We start from the raw sequence: 16,272 nt of genomic DNA, 5'->3' as shown, positions 1-16,272 counted from the left end.
CTGTTTCTTCCTAACTCCAAAATCCTACTGCTACTTACTATTTCGCCTAACTTTGGGCAATTCGGGCGCGGCATGTCGCGTCAGCCTTCGTAATCCGACGTGTCGCGGGGCGGCTCCGGGTCGGCAAGCGCCTCCCGGACGGCCGCGACGATGCCGGTACCGAGCTCCCGGACATCGGCTGGAACCTCCTGCAGCGGATCAGTTCTGCGTTTCCGCTGCTGCGGCAGGGGGTCTCCGGGCGACCAGACCGGAAGCTGGTCGGGTTCGACCAGCGTCCACTCCTCGTGCCACGGCACCTGCCACACCTGTCCGGCGAGCGACCCGACCACGTCGCGATAGCGACGGATCTCCACCGGAATCCGGCCGGGTCGCGCCGCCACGGTGATCAGGCCCAGCACCTCACTGGGACCGGCGAGGTCCGCGTGGTGTTGGCGCAGCAGATCGTGGGCGCGTGTCAGGCCGGGAATAGTTTCGCGAGCGACCAGGACTACGAACGGTGATTCGCGGTCGAAGCCACCGGGCCAGCGACGGTGCGAATCCGCGACCGGCGCGAGCACATGTGCGAGGGTGGACGCTCCCGCGCCACCGTGCACACCCAGCAGCCAGACGAGTGGGGCGCGACCGGCGCCGGGGACGGGGCGGTCCCAGATGGGTGCGCGCAGGGTTTCGGGCGGCGGGACGACACCGGCCGCCGCGGTTGGTTCGGATCGGCGTTCCTTCATGGCTGCGGTCATGATGCCACTCCAGCAAGCAGGCGGCGATACGCCCGGCGAGTCTCTGGCGCGAGGTCGCTGTGCCGCACCAGCTCTCCCCGCGCCAGGTGTGGATCGTAGGGAACCTCGCAGATATCGCGAACCCATCCGGTGAGGTGCTCCCGCAAATGATCAGCGATCCGAGAGTGATTGCCGGGCAGCTGATGTGAGATGACCACGATGGTGTCGCCGACAATGCCACCGCCCTGCCCCTCGCCCTGCGCACCGAAGTTGTCGTCGAGCCATTCGAGGGTGAGGCGCAGTCGATTGGCGGCGTCGGCGCGGGCCGGAATGGCAAGCACCAGCGCGATATCGGCATCCTCCAGCAACGGTCGCAGATGGCGGCTGGCAATCGGGTTGCCACCGTCGTACACACCGGTGTACCCGGAGTCGTGGATTCCGCGCGCGACGGTGAGGTAGGTGGCGCGGCGGCGCAGCGGCGCGGCATCGCGCCACAGCAGACCGATTCCGGAGGTGGCGCGGGACAGACATTCCTTCAGCGGAGCGGGTTCGTCGTCACCGCGACCGTAGAGCCACGATTGCAGGCTGATCGGGCTGAGGTGTTCATCCGCGCCGCGCAGGGCGATATCGCTGCCCGCCGAGGTCGCGTCGACCGCCACGGATTGGGTTCCGACCGCCCCCAGCTCGCCCGCGATACCCAGTGCGGTGGTGGTGGTTCCCGCACCGCCGCAGCCGCCTACCACCAGGATCGGGCGTGGAATCGGTCCCTCGTCGGATTCGTCGCGCCGCTTGCGCAGACGCACCACCGGAGCACGCGCGGGCCGGCCCGACGGCTCTCCCTCCTCGGGGGTCTCGTCGAGCCAGCGGCTCCAGTCCTGATCCATGTCCGTGCTCCTCTTATCCCGCCGGGATGCCCGAAGTGGTGGTGCGACCGTCGACAACAATGCTGCCAACCATGGTGCCCACGGATTGCGCTGTGCCGCCATGGGAATGGAGCACAAAGAGCGCAACACCACCCGCCAATGCCAGCAACAACACGGCAACCAGCACGACGGCGAGGGCTATCAGGCGGCGGCGACGGAACTTCGCGGACGCCGCGACGGCATCGGACTTGTGCGCGGTTCGCGCGGCGCGAGGTGTGTCCGAAATCGCTGTGACGTCGGCGCTTTCGAGGCGCGCGGTCCGCTGCCCACGCCGCGCGGGCCGCTTTGTGCTACGCGCTGAACGCTTCTCCTTGCGCACGGTCCGCTCGTCGCCATCGGAGGTTCGCGGCGCGGCGGTCGCGCCGACCTCGACGTCGACATCCGAATCGTCGTCGGCATCGAAATCCGAGTCGGCAGCGGGCTCCGGGCCGACATCCGAGTCCGGCCCGGCATCGGACTCGGCCGGAAAGGTCAGCAGCTCCGCCGCGCGTTCGCGCGGGGTGAATTCCGGGGTGCGATCGGTGACCCAGTCCGACCAGCGGCCGGTGTACTGGCTGCGCCGGAACATCGATTCGTCGACGGGCGGAATGACTTCGACTTCCTCGTCGCGGATGTAGTACGGGAATCCGGCGGCCCGGTCCTCGTCACCGAAGGCCGAGACGGCGTGCGAGTCATCGGTACCGGTGCCATCGCCCGTCTCCGGCTCGAGGGCGGGGTACCAGCGGGACATCTTTTTGTACGACTTCAACATTTCCACCGAACGGGTTACGTCGTTCGTCATCGTCGAACCCTCTCGGCGGTCGGTGCAGCAGGCGGTGTAGCTGTCGGTCGGACCCGCCGAAGTCGGGCAAGGTCCCGAACGGAAATTCTCTCGTATCAGCACGATTCCCACCGGCCGACGCGCCGAAAATTACCCTTCGAAGTTCAACGAATCTGTCGAACCGACCGGTACCATGCTTCACCCGCGCATTGATACTCGCCAGTAACCATCGCCGCGAAAGCCCATGTGGGGGGCCGGTCTTCCACATCTGAGAGCGAGAATCTACATTCACAAGATCTAGTAATTGGAGGTTTTGTGAAGACATCAGAAACTGTCGCGGTGGTTACCGGCGGCGCTTCCGGACTCGGCCTGGCCACCGTGCGTGAACTACACAGCGCGGGCGCTTCGGTCGTCATCATCGATCTTCCGTCGTCGGACGGCAAGGCCGTGGCCGAGGAACTCGGTGAGCGCGTGGTGTTCGCGCCCGGCGACGTGACCAGCGAAGAGGACGTGACGGCCGCGCTCGATGCCGCCGCGAAACTCGGCACTGTGCGAATCGCGGTGAACTGCGCGGGTATCGGCAATGCCGTCCGAACCGTGAGCAAGAAGGGCGCGTTCCCGCTCGCCTCCTTCACCAAGGTGGTCACCGTCAACCTGATCGGATCGTTCAATGTGATCCGTCTGGCCGCTGAGCGGATGGCCGCGACCGAGGAAGCCGATGGAGAACGCGGCGTCATCGTGAACACCGCGTCGGTCGCCGCCTACGACGGCCAGATCGGTCAAGCCGCCTATTCGGCATCCAAGGGCGGCATTGTCGGCATGACCCTGCCGGTCGCGCGCGACCTGGCGGGTTACAAGATTCGCGTGAACACCATCGCGCCCGGTCTGTTCCGCACTCCGCTGTTCTCGACCCTGTCGGAGGAGGCCATCGCCTCGCTCGAGGCCCAGGTGCCGCACCCGTCGCGACTGGGCGACCCGAAGGAATACGCCGCACTCGTTCGCCATATCGTGGAGAACCCGATGCTCAACGGTGAGACGATCCGCCTCGACGGCGCGATTCGCATGGCGCCGCGCTGATTCGACCATCCGCCGGTCGGGACCACTGGCTTCCGACCGGCCGGGGGCGCGAAATTCACAGCGCGGCAAGCACTCCCATGGTCAAGAGACGACGGCCAGTACTCCGCCGAGGATCGTTTCCGCACTGGTCATGTCATCGCTTCCGCTGGCTTCACGATAGGCGCGCGGGCTCCGCGATATGCTCGGATCCCCGAGTTTTACCGAATTGCGGAGTGACCGGGGACAAGGCGTGCGACCACGCCACCACGGCCAGGGCCGCGGTACCCAGTGCCGCGCCGAGCCACGCGGTGGACGGGTAGCCCCAGCCCGCGCCGATCGCCATGCCGCCCAGCCACGGTCCGATGGTGATGCCGATATTGATGGCGACGACATTGCCGGCCGCGCCGAGGGTCGCCGACTTCGGGGCGAGGGTGAAAATGCGGCTGTTGAGCACCGGGTTGACGCCGAAACCGAACGCGCCCAATAGGAATGCCAGCACTACCACCGGCACGAGATATTCGGCGGTGAGCGCCAGCAACGCGGAGGCGGCGGTCAAGCCGGTGATGCCGACGGTGAGGGTGCGTATCGGATGCGCGTCGGCGAACCTGCCGCCCAGCACAATTCCCAGGAGCGCGCCGACACCGTAGATGGCCAGGACGACGGGGACCCACCTGTCGGCCAGCCGGGTGGTGTCGGTCAACAGTGCGCCGAAGTAGCCGAAGGTGACCATCAGCGCGGCTATCGTCAGGGCGGCGGTGCCGAAGAGCAGCCACACCGGCCCGGTGGTCAAGGCGCGCAGTTCGTTTCGCACACGCGGAGTCACGGTCGGCCGGGCATCCGGCACCTTGGTCAGCACGCCGACCATGGCGGCGAGCGATAGCAGGGCCACGGCCCAGAACGCCGCCCGCCAGCCCCACTGCTGCCCGATGGCCGTACCCGCGGGTATGCCGACGATGGTTGCGATCGTGAGTCCGCCCGCCACCACACTCATGGCCTTGCCGCGCGCGTTCTCCGGCACCAGACCGACCGCCGTCGCGGCGGCGACCGACCAGAATCCGGCGTAGACGAAGGCCGCGACCACCCGGGTGCCGAACAGGACCCAGTAGTCGGAGGTCAGAGCACCGATGACATGGGCGGCGGTGAAGACCGCGAGAAAGGCGAGCAGTGCGGTGCGGCGGGGCCAGCGGAGCGTCGCGATGGCCAGTATCGGCGCGCCGACGAGCATGCCCATGGCGAAGGCCGAGATGAGCAGACCGGCGCGAGGTATGGAAACGCTCAGGTCGCTTGCCATTCCGGTGAGTAGGCCCGTGAGCATGAGCTCGGAGGTGCCCTGGGCAAAGATCGACAGGCCCAGAACGTAGACGGCCAGCGGCATCGGACGGTTCCCTTCATCGGTTTTGTATCATTCAGTTCAAAACGAGCACGCACAAAGGCCTGACACAGCGAGCCCGCTACTACGCGAACTCGGCCGGTGCGGAGATCAGAGGCAGCTCAGCGCGACCCCGGCAATCGATTCGAGGGTCGCGCGATCGGCACCCCCGCGCGCCGCGACGCACATACCACTGATGGTGGTGATGACGAAATTCGCGAGAGCGGCGGCGTCCCTGCGCTTGTCGATCTCCCCCGAACGCTGCCCAGCGGAAAAAGCCGAGGTGAGCGCGTCCAACCGACGGTCCAGATCCGCACGCAGCAGCCGGGCGATCTCCGGATATCGGGTGCCCAGTTCGACCGTCGAGTTCACCACCAGGCAGCCCAGCGGATCATCCTCGGGCGCATCGACGATCAGCCACAGCAGGGCCCGAACCCTGTCCCGCACCGAGCCGGGTTCCTCGAGTATCGCGAAGATATGGGCGTTCTTATCGGTCATATACCGCCGCAGTGCCCGCTGAAATAGGTCGTGCTTACTGCTGAAGGTGTTGTAAATACTGCTGCGTCCCAACCCGGTGGCCGCGCAGAGCGCCTCCGTCGAGGTCCCGTCGTACCCCGCACGCCAGAACGCCCGCATGGCGGCATCCACCGCCCGCTCCTCGTCGAACTGCTTCGGTCGCGCCATACGGCCACGCTAATACATTTTGGACAGATCAGTATAGAACGCCGGGTCGCCCCTTCCACCAATTTGTTTCGCATCGGCGATGCGCCAGCCAAGACAGCGTCCCGTGGTGGATGATGCCGAGGTCACCACGATGGTCCGGCCCCACCGCCGGCTTATCGACGCGGCCCGACCAGCGCCGCCGACACCCGGAAGGCGGACCACCCGATGCCCCTGCGCCCCTGGACCATCCCCGTGCTCGTCACCTCCTTGGTCCTGGCCGCCACGGCCGTCCTGATCCTGACCGCCCCGACCGCGCACAGTGCCCCGCCACCTGCCGCGCCGCACTCGGAAATCGCGTCGAGCGGGGACGAGAGTCGCTGATACGGCGCGGTGGTCCGCGCCCGGGATGCGCAGGACCACGGCGGCGGTGGGGCAATGGCACGGGGGCCGCGACCGCTCCCGCGCGGCAGCGCCGAGGTCAGCATGAGCACGGGTCGCGGTGCACCGAGCCATGGGCAGCGGTATCCAGAGCTACGCCGAGACCGCCCTTGGCCGGAACGCGATCGTGTCCGAGCAGAAGGACGGCGAGAAGGGCTGTCTCACCGGCGAGCACCCACATAGCCGGATGATTCCGTCGAGCCCGACCGGGTGCCGCACCCGAGACGTGGGGCCCACCCGTTCGTTCACGGTGCCGGACAGAGTCGGCGTGGTGCGCTGTCACTCGCCAACTCGGCGTCCACGCATCCGCCGGGCAGTCCGTCCCGCGGCTGGTCGCCGAAATTGGCGGTCACCGTCAGCACGCCGTCACCGAATACTGTGCGCTGCACCAGGCGATCGTCGGACAGCCAGCGGAAGTCGGTCATCGGCAGGGTTCCGGCAGCCTGGTGCAGGGGTGCGAAGAACTGTTGCAGCCGAGCGATTTCCGCACCGCGGGTGGTGAGGGTGGCGCGGTCGAGGACAAAGTTCAGCGGTGTGTTGTTCAGGATCGCGGTGAGCGCGCGCATCGTCTGCTGTTGCGGCAGTTTGAAGTACGACAGTTCCCAGCGGTCGGCATTGACGATCGAATCGTGCAGCACCGTCTCGTAGAGCGGCACGCGGTAGGCCGGATCGAACATGGCGCCGGCGAGGTGGTCGGGTAGGTCGACGGGCTGGAAGAAGGTTCGAGGCGCGCGGGCGGGTGCGTAACCGCCCCATACCTCCTTGTCGCGCTCGAATTTCCACAGCCGGTCCGATACCGGAGTCTGGGAGCCGTGGTCGAAGGCGAGGACCGGAGCCGACCAGGCACCGGCGGATTCGGAACCGAGTACCTGTTCGCGATCCTCGGCCAGCCAGCGCATGCGCGCGAGCCGGTTCTCGCGGTCGCGCTGCTGGTTCATCGGATGGTCGGCGCTGTAGTCGTCGAAGAATTCGCCCGCGGCATCCACATCCAGGAAGTAGGTGTTGGCGCCATTGGCGGTCATCTGCGCGTACCGGTTCTGGAACAGTCGCGAATCCTGTTCGAGAGCTTGTGAACTCAGATAGCAGCCGCGTCCACCGAAGCCGGACTCGGGCTTACTGTCGGCGTCGTGCACGCAACCGTCCGGCCAGGTGCGGCCGGGCCAGCGCGAGGAGGGGTTGTCAGCGGTGGCCGGATCTTGGGCATTGGCCCACGAATCATAGGGTCCGGCCAGGTATCCGGCGGCGCGGGCGGCTGCGATGGCGTCGGCGGACATGGACTGTTCGTCCGCGTCATAGCCGAGCCACATGCGGCTCAGCCCGAGATCCCGCATCTGGGCAATGGCCTCGGGAGTGCGGCCGTCGCCCCACAGGTAGGCGTGGAAGGCACCGAGCAGGCGTTCGATTTCCGGATTACGCGCGATTTTGTCTCGCAGCGTGCGGAATTCGCCGTGCTGGATGAGCTGGTCGCGGTAGTCCTCGGCGGGCGCGACCGGGGAGTTATCGGTGAGGGCGAAGGTTACGGTGTAATCGCGAGTCCCGCCACGCTCATCGAAATCATGTGCGGCGCGAGCAAGTAGGCGTCCGTCCACGGAGCGCACGGTGAGGCTGCTGCCGATATCGGTGCCGACCACATAGCTGACACCGCGCTCACCGAGGCTGTAGCCCCAGAACGGCATGGTCAGGCCCGAGGTCAGACTGAGCGGGCTATCCACCAGGCCCGAGTCCGGGCCGTTCCAGAACCGGTCGCGCACGGGCAGCGACAAGCCCTCGCCGCGCGGGATCTGCAGCGCCGTCGCCGTCGCGTCGCCACCGGTGACCGGCCACTCCAGCCGCCCGTCGCGGTCGCTGTGCACGGTGACCCGCAGTCGACCGTCCTCATTGCTCGCGGTGGCGGTCAGGGCCCGATCGGGATAGGTCCATCGGGCCGCGTCGCCCTCGATCCGAATCGGCCCGGCCGTACCGAGCCCATCGGCCGCGCCGGACAGTTCGACGCGGTGTCCGTCCGCGTCGGCGGTGACGGCCAGCGAGGTGGTGTCCACCTCGGCCGCTCCCCCGCCGATCGGGATAACCACCCGATTGCCGTCTACCTGTGGCGCGGGTGCAGCGCCACGATCACAGGCCGTGGCGCCGACCGCCAAACACGCGACAAGTAGTACGGCGGCCCGGGTTCGATGCGGTCTCCGATATCTCATATCCGCCACCCTCGCGGCCCGAGATGAGAGTTCGATGAGAAGGCACTGGTCACGGTCATCCGTATGATCCTGGGATGCGCGTTCTGGTAGTCGACGACGAGGCGGCGGTGCGTGCCGCCCTGGTGCGCGCGCTGGACAGTGAAGGCTACGAGACCCGCGGGGTGGGCGACGGTGCCGCCGCGCTCGCCGAGGTTGCCCGCTGGCAGCCCGAGGTCCTGGTGCTGGATGTGCTGATGCCGTTCATGGATGGTCTCACTACCTGCCGGACGCTGCGGACACGCGGGGATCGCACGCCGATTCTGCTGCTCACCGCGCGCGATGCCGTCGCCGACCGGGTCGCGGGATTGGATGCCGGAGCCGACGACTATCTGGCCAAACCCTTCGATCTCGACGAACTGCTGGCCCGGGTGCGGGCCCTGGTGCGGCGCACCTACCCCGAGGACGGCGCGGTGCTGTCGTGCGCGGATCTGGTGTTGGACAGCGCCGCTCACACGGTGCGGCGCGGCGATCTATCGATAGAGCTGAGCCGTACCGAATTCGCCCTCCTGGAGGTGCTTTTGCGCAATACCGGGCAGGCGTTGCCCCGGGAGACCTTGATCGAGCGCGTGTGGGGCCGCCATTCCTCGTCGAACTCGCTCGAGGTGTACATCCGCTATCTGCGCCGCAAAATCGAACTCGAGGGCGCGCCAACACTTATCCAGACCGTACGCGGTGTGGGGTACCGACTGGGACCGCCATGACACGCCTCGGTGTACGCGGACGCACCGCCCTCTATTTCGTGCTGGCGCTGGCGGTGGCGGTGGCGGGTATGGCCACCGCGGCATATGTGGTGGTCGGGCACGAGCTCGAGAGTTCGCTCGATCTCGGGCTCCGGCGAGAGGCCACCCGCATTACCCGGCAGTTCACGGCCGAACCGTCGGTGGCGTCCATTTCCGGACCGTGTCGATATCTGGCCGCCCCGAGTTGTGTACAGGTGGTGGCCGCCGACGGGCAGATCGAGTCCGAGTTCGAGCCGGAACAAGCGCTGCCGGTCGATGCCGAAACACGGTCCGTAGCAGCGGGTTCGATATCGGCCCACTTCCGCGATATCACCGTCGACGGGCATTCGATGCGCATGTACACCGCACCGCTGCGCCCCGGTAGCGCCGTACAGGTCGCGCAGCGCTCGGACACCGTCGATACCGGACTACATCGGGTCGGGTGGGCCCTCCTGGCGGCCGCGGCCGCCGGGACGTTACTGGCCGCCGCGGCGGGGACGATCCTCGCCCGCCGTGCGCTGGCACCGGTGACGGCACTGACGCGCGCCGCCGAACAGGTGGCCCGTACCCGTGACCCCGGTCAGCACATCGCCGTCACCGGCTCCGACGAACTCGCCCGGCTCGCCGTCAGCATCAACACCATGCTGGCCGAACTCGACACGGCGCTATCGGCGGAACGCGATTCCCGTGCGGCACAACAGCGTCTGGTCGCCGACGCCTCCCACGAACTACGCACTCCACTCACGGCACTGCGCACCGATATCGATCTGCTGCGCCGCGCGGGACGACTGTCCCCGGAACAGATCGATGACACCGTCGCGGCACTGCGGGTGCAGGCGGAGGAATTGTCCGGGCTGGTCACCGATCTCATCGACCTGGCACGGGCCGACGATCCGGACGCGGTACCGGAGACGGGCGAGGACCTGCGGTTGGACACCCTGGTCGCGGACTGTCTGGACATCGCCCGCAGACATTGGCCCGCAATCATTTTCGATGCGCGGATGGAGCCGACCACCGTCTTCGGCGTACCCGCCCGCCTGGCCCGGGCAGTCACTAATCTGCTCGACAATGCCGCCAAATTCAGTGCGCCACAGGCGACCGTGCGGGTGGAGCTGACCGGACGGGTGCTCTCGGTCCACGATGACGGCCCCGGTATCGCCGCCGAGGACCTTCCGCACGTCTTCGACCGCTTCTACCGCTCCCCCACGGCACGGTCGACCCCCGGCCACGGACTCGGCTTGGCGATCGTCGCGCAGGTCGCCGCAGGCCATGACGCGCGCATTACCGTCGCGTCGGCAGCCGGACAGGGCACCGTGTTCAGACTCGGCTTTCCGGAGTAACCGGGCATGTCGGCGCGACGCGGAACGCCGGTACGCGGGGCAGACACCCGTCGGTACTCGCGTATGTTCGATACGTCATGCTGAGTCTCCTATTGGCCGTGCTGTTCTTCGCGTTCCTGGACTCCCTGGATGTACTGCTCGTGGGAGTAACCACGGCGGTGGTCTACGACAGTCGGCTCGGTCGCCGCTCTCCGGTCCCCGGTGGGCTGAGCTTTATTGCCGGGGTATTCGCCGTGACCACGGCCTTCGGTCTGTGCGCGGTGCTCGGATTGAACTTTCTGACGACGCTGATCGATTTTCGGGTCACACCGGCGGTCAGATACTGGGGTGAGCTGGGTATAGGGGTCGCGCTGATCATGGCGGCCTGCCTGCCCTCGACCACACGCAGTGCCGCACCGGCCTGGACCGTGACAATCCGACGTCGGCCCTGGGTGCTCGGGCTGGCCGGAATCGCGATCGGGTTGGGCAAGGCACCGACCGCCGTGCCCTATCTGGCCGCCCTCGCCATGTTGTCCGCCCACGACCCGCTGCCACCGCTGTGGCCGCTGATCGTTATCGCCTACTGCGCCCTCGCACTGCTGTTACCTCTGCTCGTACTCGGCCTCGCGACCCGACGAACAGCCCGCGCTCAACGCTTCTATCGGCGAGCGGTGCGCGCGTTCACGCGCTACGGGCCGCCGTCGGTACGCATCGTGTTCATCGTGCTCGGCGTGGCACTCATTCTCGACACAGCGCTGCACTATCAGCACTTGACCTGATTGCCGGAAGCGGCCAGCGGTGACTCACACCAGTTCGGGTGTTCGGGTCCGCTCGCGGACGGCGCGGCCACGATACTCCTGCGGCGGGCACCCCTTCCAGCGGCGGAAAGCGCGGATGAAGGAGGCGGCCTCGGCGTACCCCAGCCGGGCGGCCACCTGTTCGGTGGTCATATCGGTGCGGTCGAGGAGCTCCTCCGACAGCGTCTGCCGTACCTCGTCGAGCAGGGCACGGAAGGACGTGCCCTCCTCGTTCAGCCGCCGCGACAGCGTGCGCGGGCTCATGAACAGCTCCGCCGCCACCGCGGCCTGGTCCGGGATCGCGCTGGGATTGCGCACCAGGAGATCTCGGACCGCGCCCGCGACACCGGCACGCGCGTGGCGACGGGCGAGCAGGTCGCGACACAGCTGCTCACAGGTACTGCGCGCCCATTCATTGGCGTGCGGCAGGGCGATATCGAGGAACGCGCTGTCGAAGGCGAGCTGGTTGGCCGGGGCACCGAAATCCGGTTCCACCCCGAACATTTCCCGATGGCGAGCGGCATCGACCGGACGGGCATGCCGGAAAGCGACCCGCCGCATGGGAATTCCCCCGGCGAACAGTTCCTTGCCGAGCATCTGGATACCGGTCAGGACCCGTTCGGTCAGGAACGTCCGCACGTCCGTGGGCACCTCGTGGTCGTCGAATACCAGACGCGCCTCACCATTCGATTCCTCGAAGGTCAGCCGACCGAAGACGAAGGCCAATTCGATATGCCGCAGCGCCACCTCGACCGCCTCGCGCAGCGTCCGACTGCTCAGCAACGCCAAACCCCAAGGCCCGTAGCGGGACACGTGGTACCGGCTACCGGCCTCGATACCGAGGCCGGGTTCACCGCCGCAGCGGGCGAGCAGGTTGCGCACCACCGCCAGCTCCTGCCGCGCGGTGAACTCGACGGTGGGATCGACAACTGCCTCAGGCAGTAGTCCGGTCCCCACCAGACAGGCGCTCGCAGACAGCCCCCGCTCCTGCGCCAGCTGCGTCATGATGTGCACGCTGGAGGTATTTCTCAGCAAATCCCAGTCGACCATGTACCCGTACCCTCATCCGTCGAACAGCTACCCGCCGGGTTGGCGAAATATATCAACTTCCCACAGTGGGCGTGACCGAACGTACACAATTAACGGCCATCTGTCACAGACACTCCCGAACATGTCGCCATAGAAGGTCATATCGTAGACAAAAGTGCCCCCAATGACGCGAGCGGTCACCGGACGATGCCCATTTACGACCCACCACCACCACCGTGGCCCAGACAATTCGTTTTGCAGCTTTCAATCCGAATCGACTACCGCTGGTCTCGACCGCCGTCCTCGGTAGGCTGGCACCGACAATGAGGAGACCGTGTTGCGGGGATACGCATTGATGTCAGGGGCGCGACAATGAGTGGAACGGCCGTGGTGACCGGCGCATCGTCCGGTATCGGGAAAGCGACCGCCGCGGCGCTCGCCGCCCGCGGCTATCAGGTGATCGGAACCAGCCGCAATCCGGACACCATTGCCGAAGCCGATCGACTGCCCGGGGTGGAGTATCGGGCATTGGATCTCACCGATGACCACTCCATCGATCGGTTCGTCGCCGGGCTCGGCGCGATCGACGTGCTGGTCAACAATGCCGGGGAGAGTCAGGCGGGACCGCTCGCCGAACTACCGCGCGAAGCGATCGCACGCTTGTTCCGGCTCAATGTCCTTGGCGCCGTGACACTTACACAGGCGGTATTGCCCGGGATGCGGGAGCGCGGACGGGGGCGGATCATCATGGTCGGGTCGATGCTGGCGAGCTTCCCCATGCCGTACCGCTCCTCGTACGTGGCGACCAAGGCGGCGATCCGCGGATTCGCGACCTCGGCGCGGTTCGAGGAATCGCCGTTCGGCGTGTGGATCACCACGGTCGAGCCGGGGCAGATCGACACCGGCTTGCGGGAACGTCGAACCAAATACCTCGACGATGGATCGCCGCACACCGCGGATTTCACGAAATTCATGGCCGCGTTGGATGAAAAGCAGGCCAAAGGCATTACACCGGAACGGGTTGCGCGGACCATCGTCAGCGCCGTCGAGACGCAGCGTCCGAAACCCCTGTACGCCGTGGGAAGTAATGCCCCGGTGCTGTTCGCCGTGCGGCGGCTGCTACCGCGCGCGGTCATGGAACGAATCATCGCGGCGGCACACGGACTGCGGCGCTGATCGCCGTCAGTTGACCGGGAAGTAGCGGTTCAGGAAGTCGCCGAACACCTTTCGGGAGATCTGGGTTCCCCAATCGCCCCAGGCGATGTCATAGGCATGCTCCCCGTAGGGGATGGCGAGCAGTTCGTTCCGGACACCGACGGCATCCAGTCGATCGATGAGTTCGACCGACTGGGCGTAGGGCACCACGTGGTCGCGGGTGCCGTGTATGAGCAGCGTCGGCGGGAGCCCCGGCCGCACATAGTGGACCGGAGAGGCGGCCGCGTAGCGGTCCGGCACCTCCTCCAGGGTGCCGCCGGTGAAATCGCGCACCAGTTCATGAGACTCACTCAGCAACAAGGGGTCCCGTACCGCCGCGATCAGGTCGGTCGGCGGGTAGAAGGCCACGACCGCCGCCACCGACGTATCGGTGACCGGACAGCTGGCCGGCACCCGCTCGTCGGAGTACGCGCCCAGCAATGCGAGATTGCCACCCGCGGAACCACCCGCGAGCATGACGCGACTCGGGTCGACCAGGTAGTCCGCCGCATGCTGTTTCAACCAGCCGACGGCACACTTCACGTCGCCGGGAGCCTGGTCCCAGCGCGGCGGCGGGGATAAACGGTAGTCGATGGAGAAGACCGCATATCCCTTGTCGTTCAACCACCGATGCCATTTCGGTGCGTCCTCGCGGCCACCCTCGGTCCAGCCGCCGCCGTGTACCCACACCACCGCCGGACGCAGTGCCGCCGATTCGCTGATCGGCAGCTTCACATCGAGCAGCAGTTCCTCGCCCTCGATGGTGTGGTAGCCGACGGCGAGTCGCGGGTCCGGTTTGCCGGTATTCGATCCGCCGCTCAGGTAGTCGCCGATCGACAGCGTCGCACCATGGCGCTGCGCCTCTCGCCAGGACGCGACCACCGGCACGAAGGCGGCGACGATACCGACCACGCACACCAGCACGGTCAGCGCGCCGAACGCGCGAACCACCCGACCCGCGCGCAATCGAGCCAGCATCGCCAACCCGATCCCGACCAATCCGAACGGAATCAGATAGAGGCCATAGTTACTGACCACCACCGATAGCCGCAGGAGTGGGTCCGGCACCTGGAAGCGAGCAATCACGAATGTGCACAGTCCCAACACAACCGCGATCACCGCCGCCGCTGCGGCAAATACCGAGCGAACGATCATGCGCGCTATTAATACATGCCGAACCGCTACCGGCCGCACGGCACGCCGGGCACCGGACCCAGGATTGTGGGCAGACACCGCTGCGGTGTTGTCACGACACCGAGCCCGGAGCCGAAATCCACCGTGCCGCTTGGCCTGTCACAACCAGGTCGACCACCCCGGCGCCGCGGGTTCACAGGTGGAGCTTGAAGCCGAGGTGGGACGGGGTGAAGCCGAGGCGCTTATAGAAGCGGTGGGCATCGGTGCGGGAGGCGTCGGAGGTGACCTGCACCAGGGTGCAGCCCTGTTGGCGGGATTCTTCGATGGCCCATTGGATGAGCTCAGCCCCCAGGCCCGCATTGCGCTCGGCACTGTGTACCCGCACCCCTTCGATAATCGAGCGGGTCGCGCCGCGTCGGGACAATCCGGGAATGACGGTGAGTTGCAGGGTCCCCACCACCGCGCCGTCGCGCACCGCTACCACCGCGCACTGATTCGAATCGGCGGACAACCGCTCCAGCGCGGCCAGGTAGGGAGTGAGATCGTCGGGCGACTCGCGCTTGGCCCCCAACCGGTCGTCCGCCAGCAGCGCCACCACGGCAGGCAGGTCCCGCACGGTCACGGGGCGGATCTCGATACCACTCATGGACGCGACTTTACGTCGCGACCACGACTGGAGCGCACCGCTACAAACGGGTTTCGGTCCCATATTCGAATTCGCGCACATCGGCACCGACGATCTGATCGTCGAGCCCACCCGAAGTCCCTTCGCCCCGGAACGCCTCCACATCGGCCCGGGTCGACCACCGCTCGTACACATTGACCCGATCCGGGGCGACCAGGTCGGCACCGAGGCTGAAGTCGAGGCAGCCGGGGGTGCTACGGGCCTGCTCGACCACCTCCCGGCAGCTGTCGAGATATCGGGCGCGGTCGGTGACTCGCAGGTGGCCGGCAACGATCAGCATCGTTGCAGACTAACCCTGATTTCGGTACGGCACCCGCGCCACCACACCGATCGTTTATCTTTCTCCCGAAGGGCATTGGCCCCTGGCTGTTTCGTCGTCCGAGGTTGTGCGGGAGTTATTGATCGAGATGTGTTCGCCTCGGATTGTTCGGGTTGCCCACGAATCCGCGGAAACGTCGCGGATCAGCAGGCGCGCGTGGTTGGGTGCGGCCGGCCTGGGAGCACTTGCCGCGGCGTCGGGCCCGGCTGTGGCGCAAGCGATTCCGGTCCGCGCCAATGCGGTGATCGATCTCACCCATGTACTGTCCGCACAGCTGCCGGTATGGCCCGGTAATTCGCCGTTCACCATGGTGCCGGTGGCATGGCACGACCATGGCGGGTTCGGTCAGAACGCGCTGGTGCTCTGGGAGCACACCGGAACCCATCTCGATGCGCCGTCGCACCAGGTGCGCGGCGGCGCGTCCGTCGAGCAGCTCGCGGCCGACGACCTGGTGGCTCCGCTCGTCGTTGTCGACATCTCGGCGAAGGCGGCGGCCGATGCCGACGCGGAATTGACGGTGTCCGATATCGCGCGGTGGGAGGCCGTACATGGACAGATTCCCGATCGGGCTCTGGTCGCGATGTACTCGGGATGGGAGCGGCGGCTCTCCGATCCGGGCGCATTCCTCGCCCTCGATGCCGAAGGGCGTCCGCACGCACCGGGATTCGCGGCGGATGCGGCCGAATTCCTGGTGACGCGACGCAATATCGTCGGTGCGGGCGTGGACACACTGAGTTTGGATCCGGCGGCCAGCCGTGACTTCGGTGCGCATACGGCGTTTCTCGGGGCGGGCCGCTATGGCGTGGAGATGTTGGCGAATCTGGCGCAGGTGCCGCCGACGGGCGCGACGGTGATTGTGGGCGCTCCCAAACATGTGGGCGGTACCGGTGGCCCGTGCCGGGTGTTGGCGCTGACCTGAACCT

At 66.9% G+C, this 16,272-nt stretch carries 17 protein-coding genes; 7 read left to right on the top strand and 10 right to left on the bottom strand.

The window, feature by feature from the left end:
• Positions 1 to 80 precede the first annotated feature (80 nt).
• The 3 genes from NU1_RS14270 to NU1_RS14260 are packed head-to-tail and all read right to left on the bottom strand — an operon-like array spanning position 81 to position 2,417.
• Complete coding sequence (locus NU1_RS14270) at positions 81 to 734, bottom strand: hypothetical protein (RefSeq protein WP_067521533.1); 654 nt, start codon at positions 732 to 734, stop codon at positions 81 to 83.
• Entirely contained in the window at positions 731 to 1,597 is an 867-nt protein-coding gene (locus tag NU1_RS14265; protein WP_067521531.1) for a MinD/ParA family ATP-binding protein, read from the bottom strand. The genes NU1_RS14270 and NU1_RS14265 overlap by 4 nt, the downstream gene beginning before the upstream one ends.
• 13 nt (positions 1,598 to 1,610) lie before the next feature.
• Entirely contained in the window at positions 1,611 to 2,417 is an 807-nt protein-coding gene (locus tag NU1_RS14260) for a hypothetical protein (RefSeq protein WP_157552236.1), read from the bottom strand.
• A gap of 294 nt (positions 2,418 to 2,711) precedes the next feature.
• On the opposite strand from NU1_RS14260, the gene NU1_RS14255 reads away from it, so the two are divergent.
• Positions 2,712 to 3,473, top strand: coding sequence for a 3-hydroxyacyl-CoA dehydrogenase (locus tag NU1_RS14255; protein WP_067521527.1), 762 nt, complete (start codon positions 2,712 to 2,714; stop codon positions 3,471 to 3,473).
• A 151-nt stretch (positions 3,474 to 3,624) separates the two neighbouring features.
• Here the strand turns inward: NU1_RS14255 and NU1_RS14250 are convergent, their stop codons facing one another.
• Together NU1_RS14250 and NU1_RS14245 are read right to left on the bottom strand one after the other, a co-directional pair.
• Positions 3,625 to 4,827, bottom strand: a complete 1,203-nt coding sequence (locus NU1_RS14250) for a Cmx/CmrA family chloramphenicol efflux MFS transporter (protein ID WP_067521526.1) — start codon at positions 4,825 to 4,827, stop codon at positions 3,625 to 3,627.
• A 105-nt stretch (positions 4,828 to 4,932) separates the two neighbouring features.
• Positions 4,933 to 5,505 carry a TetR/AcrR family transcriptional regulator gene (locus NU1_RS14245; protein ID WP_067521524.1) on the bottom strand — a complete coding sequence of 191 codons (573 nt, stop codon included), beginning with the start codon at positions 5,503 to 5,505 and terminating at the stop codon, positions 4,933 to 4,935.
• A 204-nt stretch (positions 5,506 to 5,709) separates the two neighbouring features.
• Between NU1_RS14245 and NU1_RS41395 the strand changes: the two genes are divergently transcribed.
• The gene (locus tag NU1_RS41395) at positions 5,710 to 5,865 is read left to right on the top strand and encodes a hypothetical protein (protein ID WP_157552234.1); all 156 of its coding nucleotides are present in this window, start codon (positions 5,710 to 5,712) and stop codon (positions 5,863 to 5,865) included.
• Positions 5,866 to 6,167: 302 nt separating this feature from the next.
• Here NU1_RS41395 and NU1_RS14240 read toward each other — a convergent pair whose 3' ends face one another.
• Positions 6,168 to 8,114, bottom strand: coding sequence for a glycoside hydrolase (locus NU1_RS14240; protein ID WP_067521522.1), 1,947 nt, complete (start codon positions 8,112 to 8,114; stop codon positions 6,168 to 6,170).
• Positions 8,115 to 8,188: 74 nt separating this feature from the next.
• Here NU1_RS14240 and NU1_RS14235 point away from each other — a divergent pair, with 74 nt between their 5' ends.
• The 3 genes from NU1_RS14235 to NU1_RS14225 all read left to right on the top strand — a co-directional run bounded on the left by NU1_RS14235 (position 8,189) and on the right by NU1_RS14225 (position 10,970).
• On the top strand, positions 8,189 to 8,854 hold the full coding sequence (locus tag NU1_RS14235) for a response regulator transcription factor (protein WP_067521521.1): 666 nt from the start codon (positions 8,189 to 8,191) through the stop codon (positions 8,852 to 8,854).
• A complete protein-coding gene (locus tag NU1_RS14230; RefSeq protein WP_067521519.1) occupies positions 8,851 to 10,212 on the top strand; it encodes a HAMP domain-containing sensor histidine kinase in 1,362 nt (453 codons plus the stop codon). Before NU1_RS14235 ends, NU1_RS14230 begins: the two co-directional genes overlap by 4 nt.
• A gap of 77 nt (positions 10,213 to 10,289) precedes the next feature.
• Entirely contained in the window at positions 10,290 to 10,970 is a 681-nt protein-coding gene (locus tag NU1_RS14225) for a GAP family protein (RefSeq protein ID WP_067521517.1), read from the top strand.
• A 24-nt stretch (positions 10,971 to 10,994) separates the two neighbouring features.
• On the opposite strand, the gene NU1_RS14220 is transcribed toward NU1_RS14225, so the two are convergent.
• On the bottom strand, positions 10,995 to 11,993 hold the full coding sequence (locus NU1_RS14220; RefSeq protein ID WP_212761564.1) for an AraC family transcriptional regulator: 999 nt from the start codon (positions 11,991 to 11,993) through the stop codon (positions 10,995 to 10,997).
• Positions 11,994 to 12,389: 396 nt separating this feature from the next.
• Between NU1_RS14220 and NU1_RS14215 the strand changes: the two genes are divergently transcribed.
• The gene (locus NU1_RS14215) at positions 12,390 to 13,193 is read left to right on the top strand and encodes an SDR family oxidoreductase (protein WP_067521514.1); all 804 of its coding nucleotides are present in this window, start codon (positions 12,390 to 12,392) and stop codon (positions 13,191 to 13,193) included.
• A gap of 6 nt (positions 13,194 to 13,199) precedes the next feature.
• Here the strand turns inward: NU1_RS14215 and NU1_RS14210 are convergent, their stop codons facing one another.
• From NU1_RS14210 to NU1_RS14200, 3 genes are all read right to left on the bottom strand, one after another.
• Entirely contained in the window at positions 13,200 to 14,366 is a 1,167-nt protein-coding gene (locus NU1_RS14210; protein ID WP_067521512.1) for an alpha/beta hydrolase, read from the bottom strand.
• A 172-nt stretch (positions 14,367 to 14,538) separates the two neighbouring features.
• Positions 14,539 to 14,991: a GNAT family N-acetyltransferase gene (locus tag NU1_RS14205; protein WP_067521510.1), complete on the bottom strand. Its 453-nt coding sequence runs from the start codon at positions 14,989 to 14,991 to the stop codon at positions 14,539 to 14,541.
• 40 nt (positions 14,992 to 15,031) lie between these two features.
• Positions 15,032 to 15,310 (bottom strand): putative quinol monooxygenase, encoded by a 279-nt coding sequence (locus tag NU1_RS14200; RefSeq protein WP_067521509.1) that lies wholly within the window; start codon positions 15,308 to 15,310, stop codon positions 15,032 to 15,034.
• Between the two features lie 127 nt (positions 15,311 to 15,437).
• Between NU1_RS14200 and NU1_RS14195 the strand changes: the two genes are divergently transcribed.
• Complete coding sequence (locus NU1_RS14195) at positions 15,438 to 16,268, top strand: cyclase family protein (protein WP_067521712.1); 831 nt, start codon at positions 15,438 to 15,440, stop codon at positions 16,266 to 16,268.
• Positions 16,269 to 16,272: the final 4 nt, after the last annotated feature.

This window comes from Nocardia uniformis NBRC 13702, from assembly GCF_001613345.1.
Lineage (GTDB): Bacteria > Actinomycetota > Actinomycetes > Mycobacteriales > Mycobacteriaceae > Nocardia > Nocardia uniformis.
Note: the sequence above shows the minus strand (reverse complement) of the source record. Positions and strands in the feature narration are given on the sequence as shown.

Coding starts and splice junctions, on each gene's coding strand:
- NU1_RS14270 (WP_067521533.1), bottom strand. CDS start 734: ATGACCGCAGCCATGAAGGAACGCCGATCCGAACCAACCGCGGCGGCC.
- NU1_RS14245 (WP_067521524.1), bottom strand. CDS start 5,505: ATGGCGCGACCGAAGCAGTTCGACGAGGAGCGGGCGGTGGATGCCGCC.
- NU1_RS14260 (WP_157552236.1), bottom strand. CDS start 2,417: ATGACGAACGACGTAACCCGTTCGGTGGAAATGTTGAAGTCGTACAAA.
- NU1_RS14240 (WP_067521522.1), bottom strand. CDS start 8,114: ATGAGATATCGGAGACCGCATCGAACCCGGGCCGCCGTACTACTTGTC.
- NU1_RS14230 (WP_067521519.1), top strand. CDS start 8,851: ATGACACGCCTCGGTGTACGCGGACGCACCGCCCTCTATTTCGTGCTG.
- NU1_RS14235 (WP_067521521.1), top strand. CDS start 8,189: ATGCGCGTTCTGGTAGTCGACGACGAGGCGGCGGTGCGTGCCGCCCTG.
- NU1_RS14195 (WP_067521712.1), top strand. CDS start 15,438: ATGTGTTCGCCTCGGATTGTTCGGGTTGCCCACGAATCCGCGGAAACG.
- NU1_RS14225 (WP_067521517.1), top strand. CDS start 10,290: ATGCTGAGTCTCCTATTGGCCGTGCTGTTCTTCGCGTTCCTGGACTCC.
- NU1_RS14250 (WP_067521526.1), bottom strand. CDS start 4,827: ATGCCGCTGGCCGTCTACGTTCTGGGCCTGTCGATCTTTGCCCAGGGC.
- NU1_RS14210 (WP_067521512.1), bottom strand. CDS start 14,366: ATGATCGTTCGCTCGGTATTTGCCGCAGCGGCGGCGGTGATCGCGGTT.
- NU1_RS41395 (WP_157552234.1), top strand. CDS start 5,710: ATGCCCCTGCGCCCCTGGACCATCCCCGTGCTCGTCACCTCCTTGGTC.
- NU1_RS14220 (WP_212761564.1), bottom strand. CDS start 11,993: ATGACGCAGCTGGCGCAGGAGCGGGGGCTGTCTGCGAGCGCCTGTCTG.
- NU1_RS14200 (WP_067521509.1), bottom strand. CDS start 15,310: ATGCTGATCGTTGCCGGCCACCTGCGAGTCACCGACCGCGCCCGATAT.
- NU1_RS14265 (WP_067521531.1), bottom strand. CDS start 1,597: ATGGATCAGGACTGGAGCCGCTGGCTCGACGAGACCCCCGAGGAGGGA.
- NU1_RS14205 (WP_067521510.1), bottom strand. CDS start 14,991: ATGAGTGGTATCGAGATCCGCCCCGTGACCGTGCGGGACCTGCCTGCC.
- NU1_RS14215 (WP_067521514.1), top strand. CDS start 12,390: ATGAGTGGAACGGCCGTGGTGACCGGCGCATCGTCCGGTATCGGGAAA.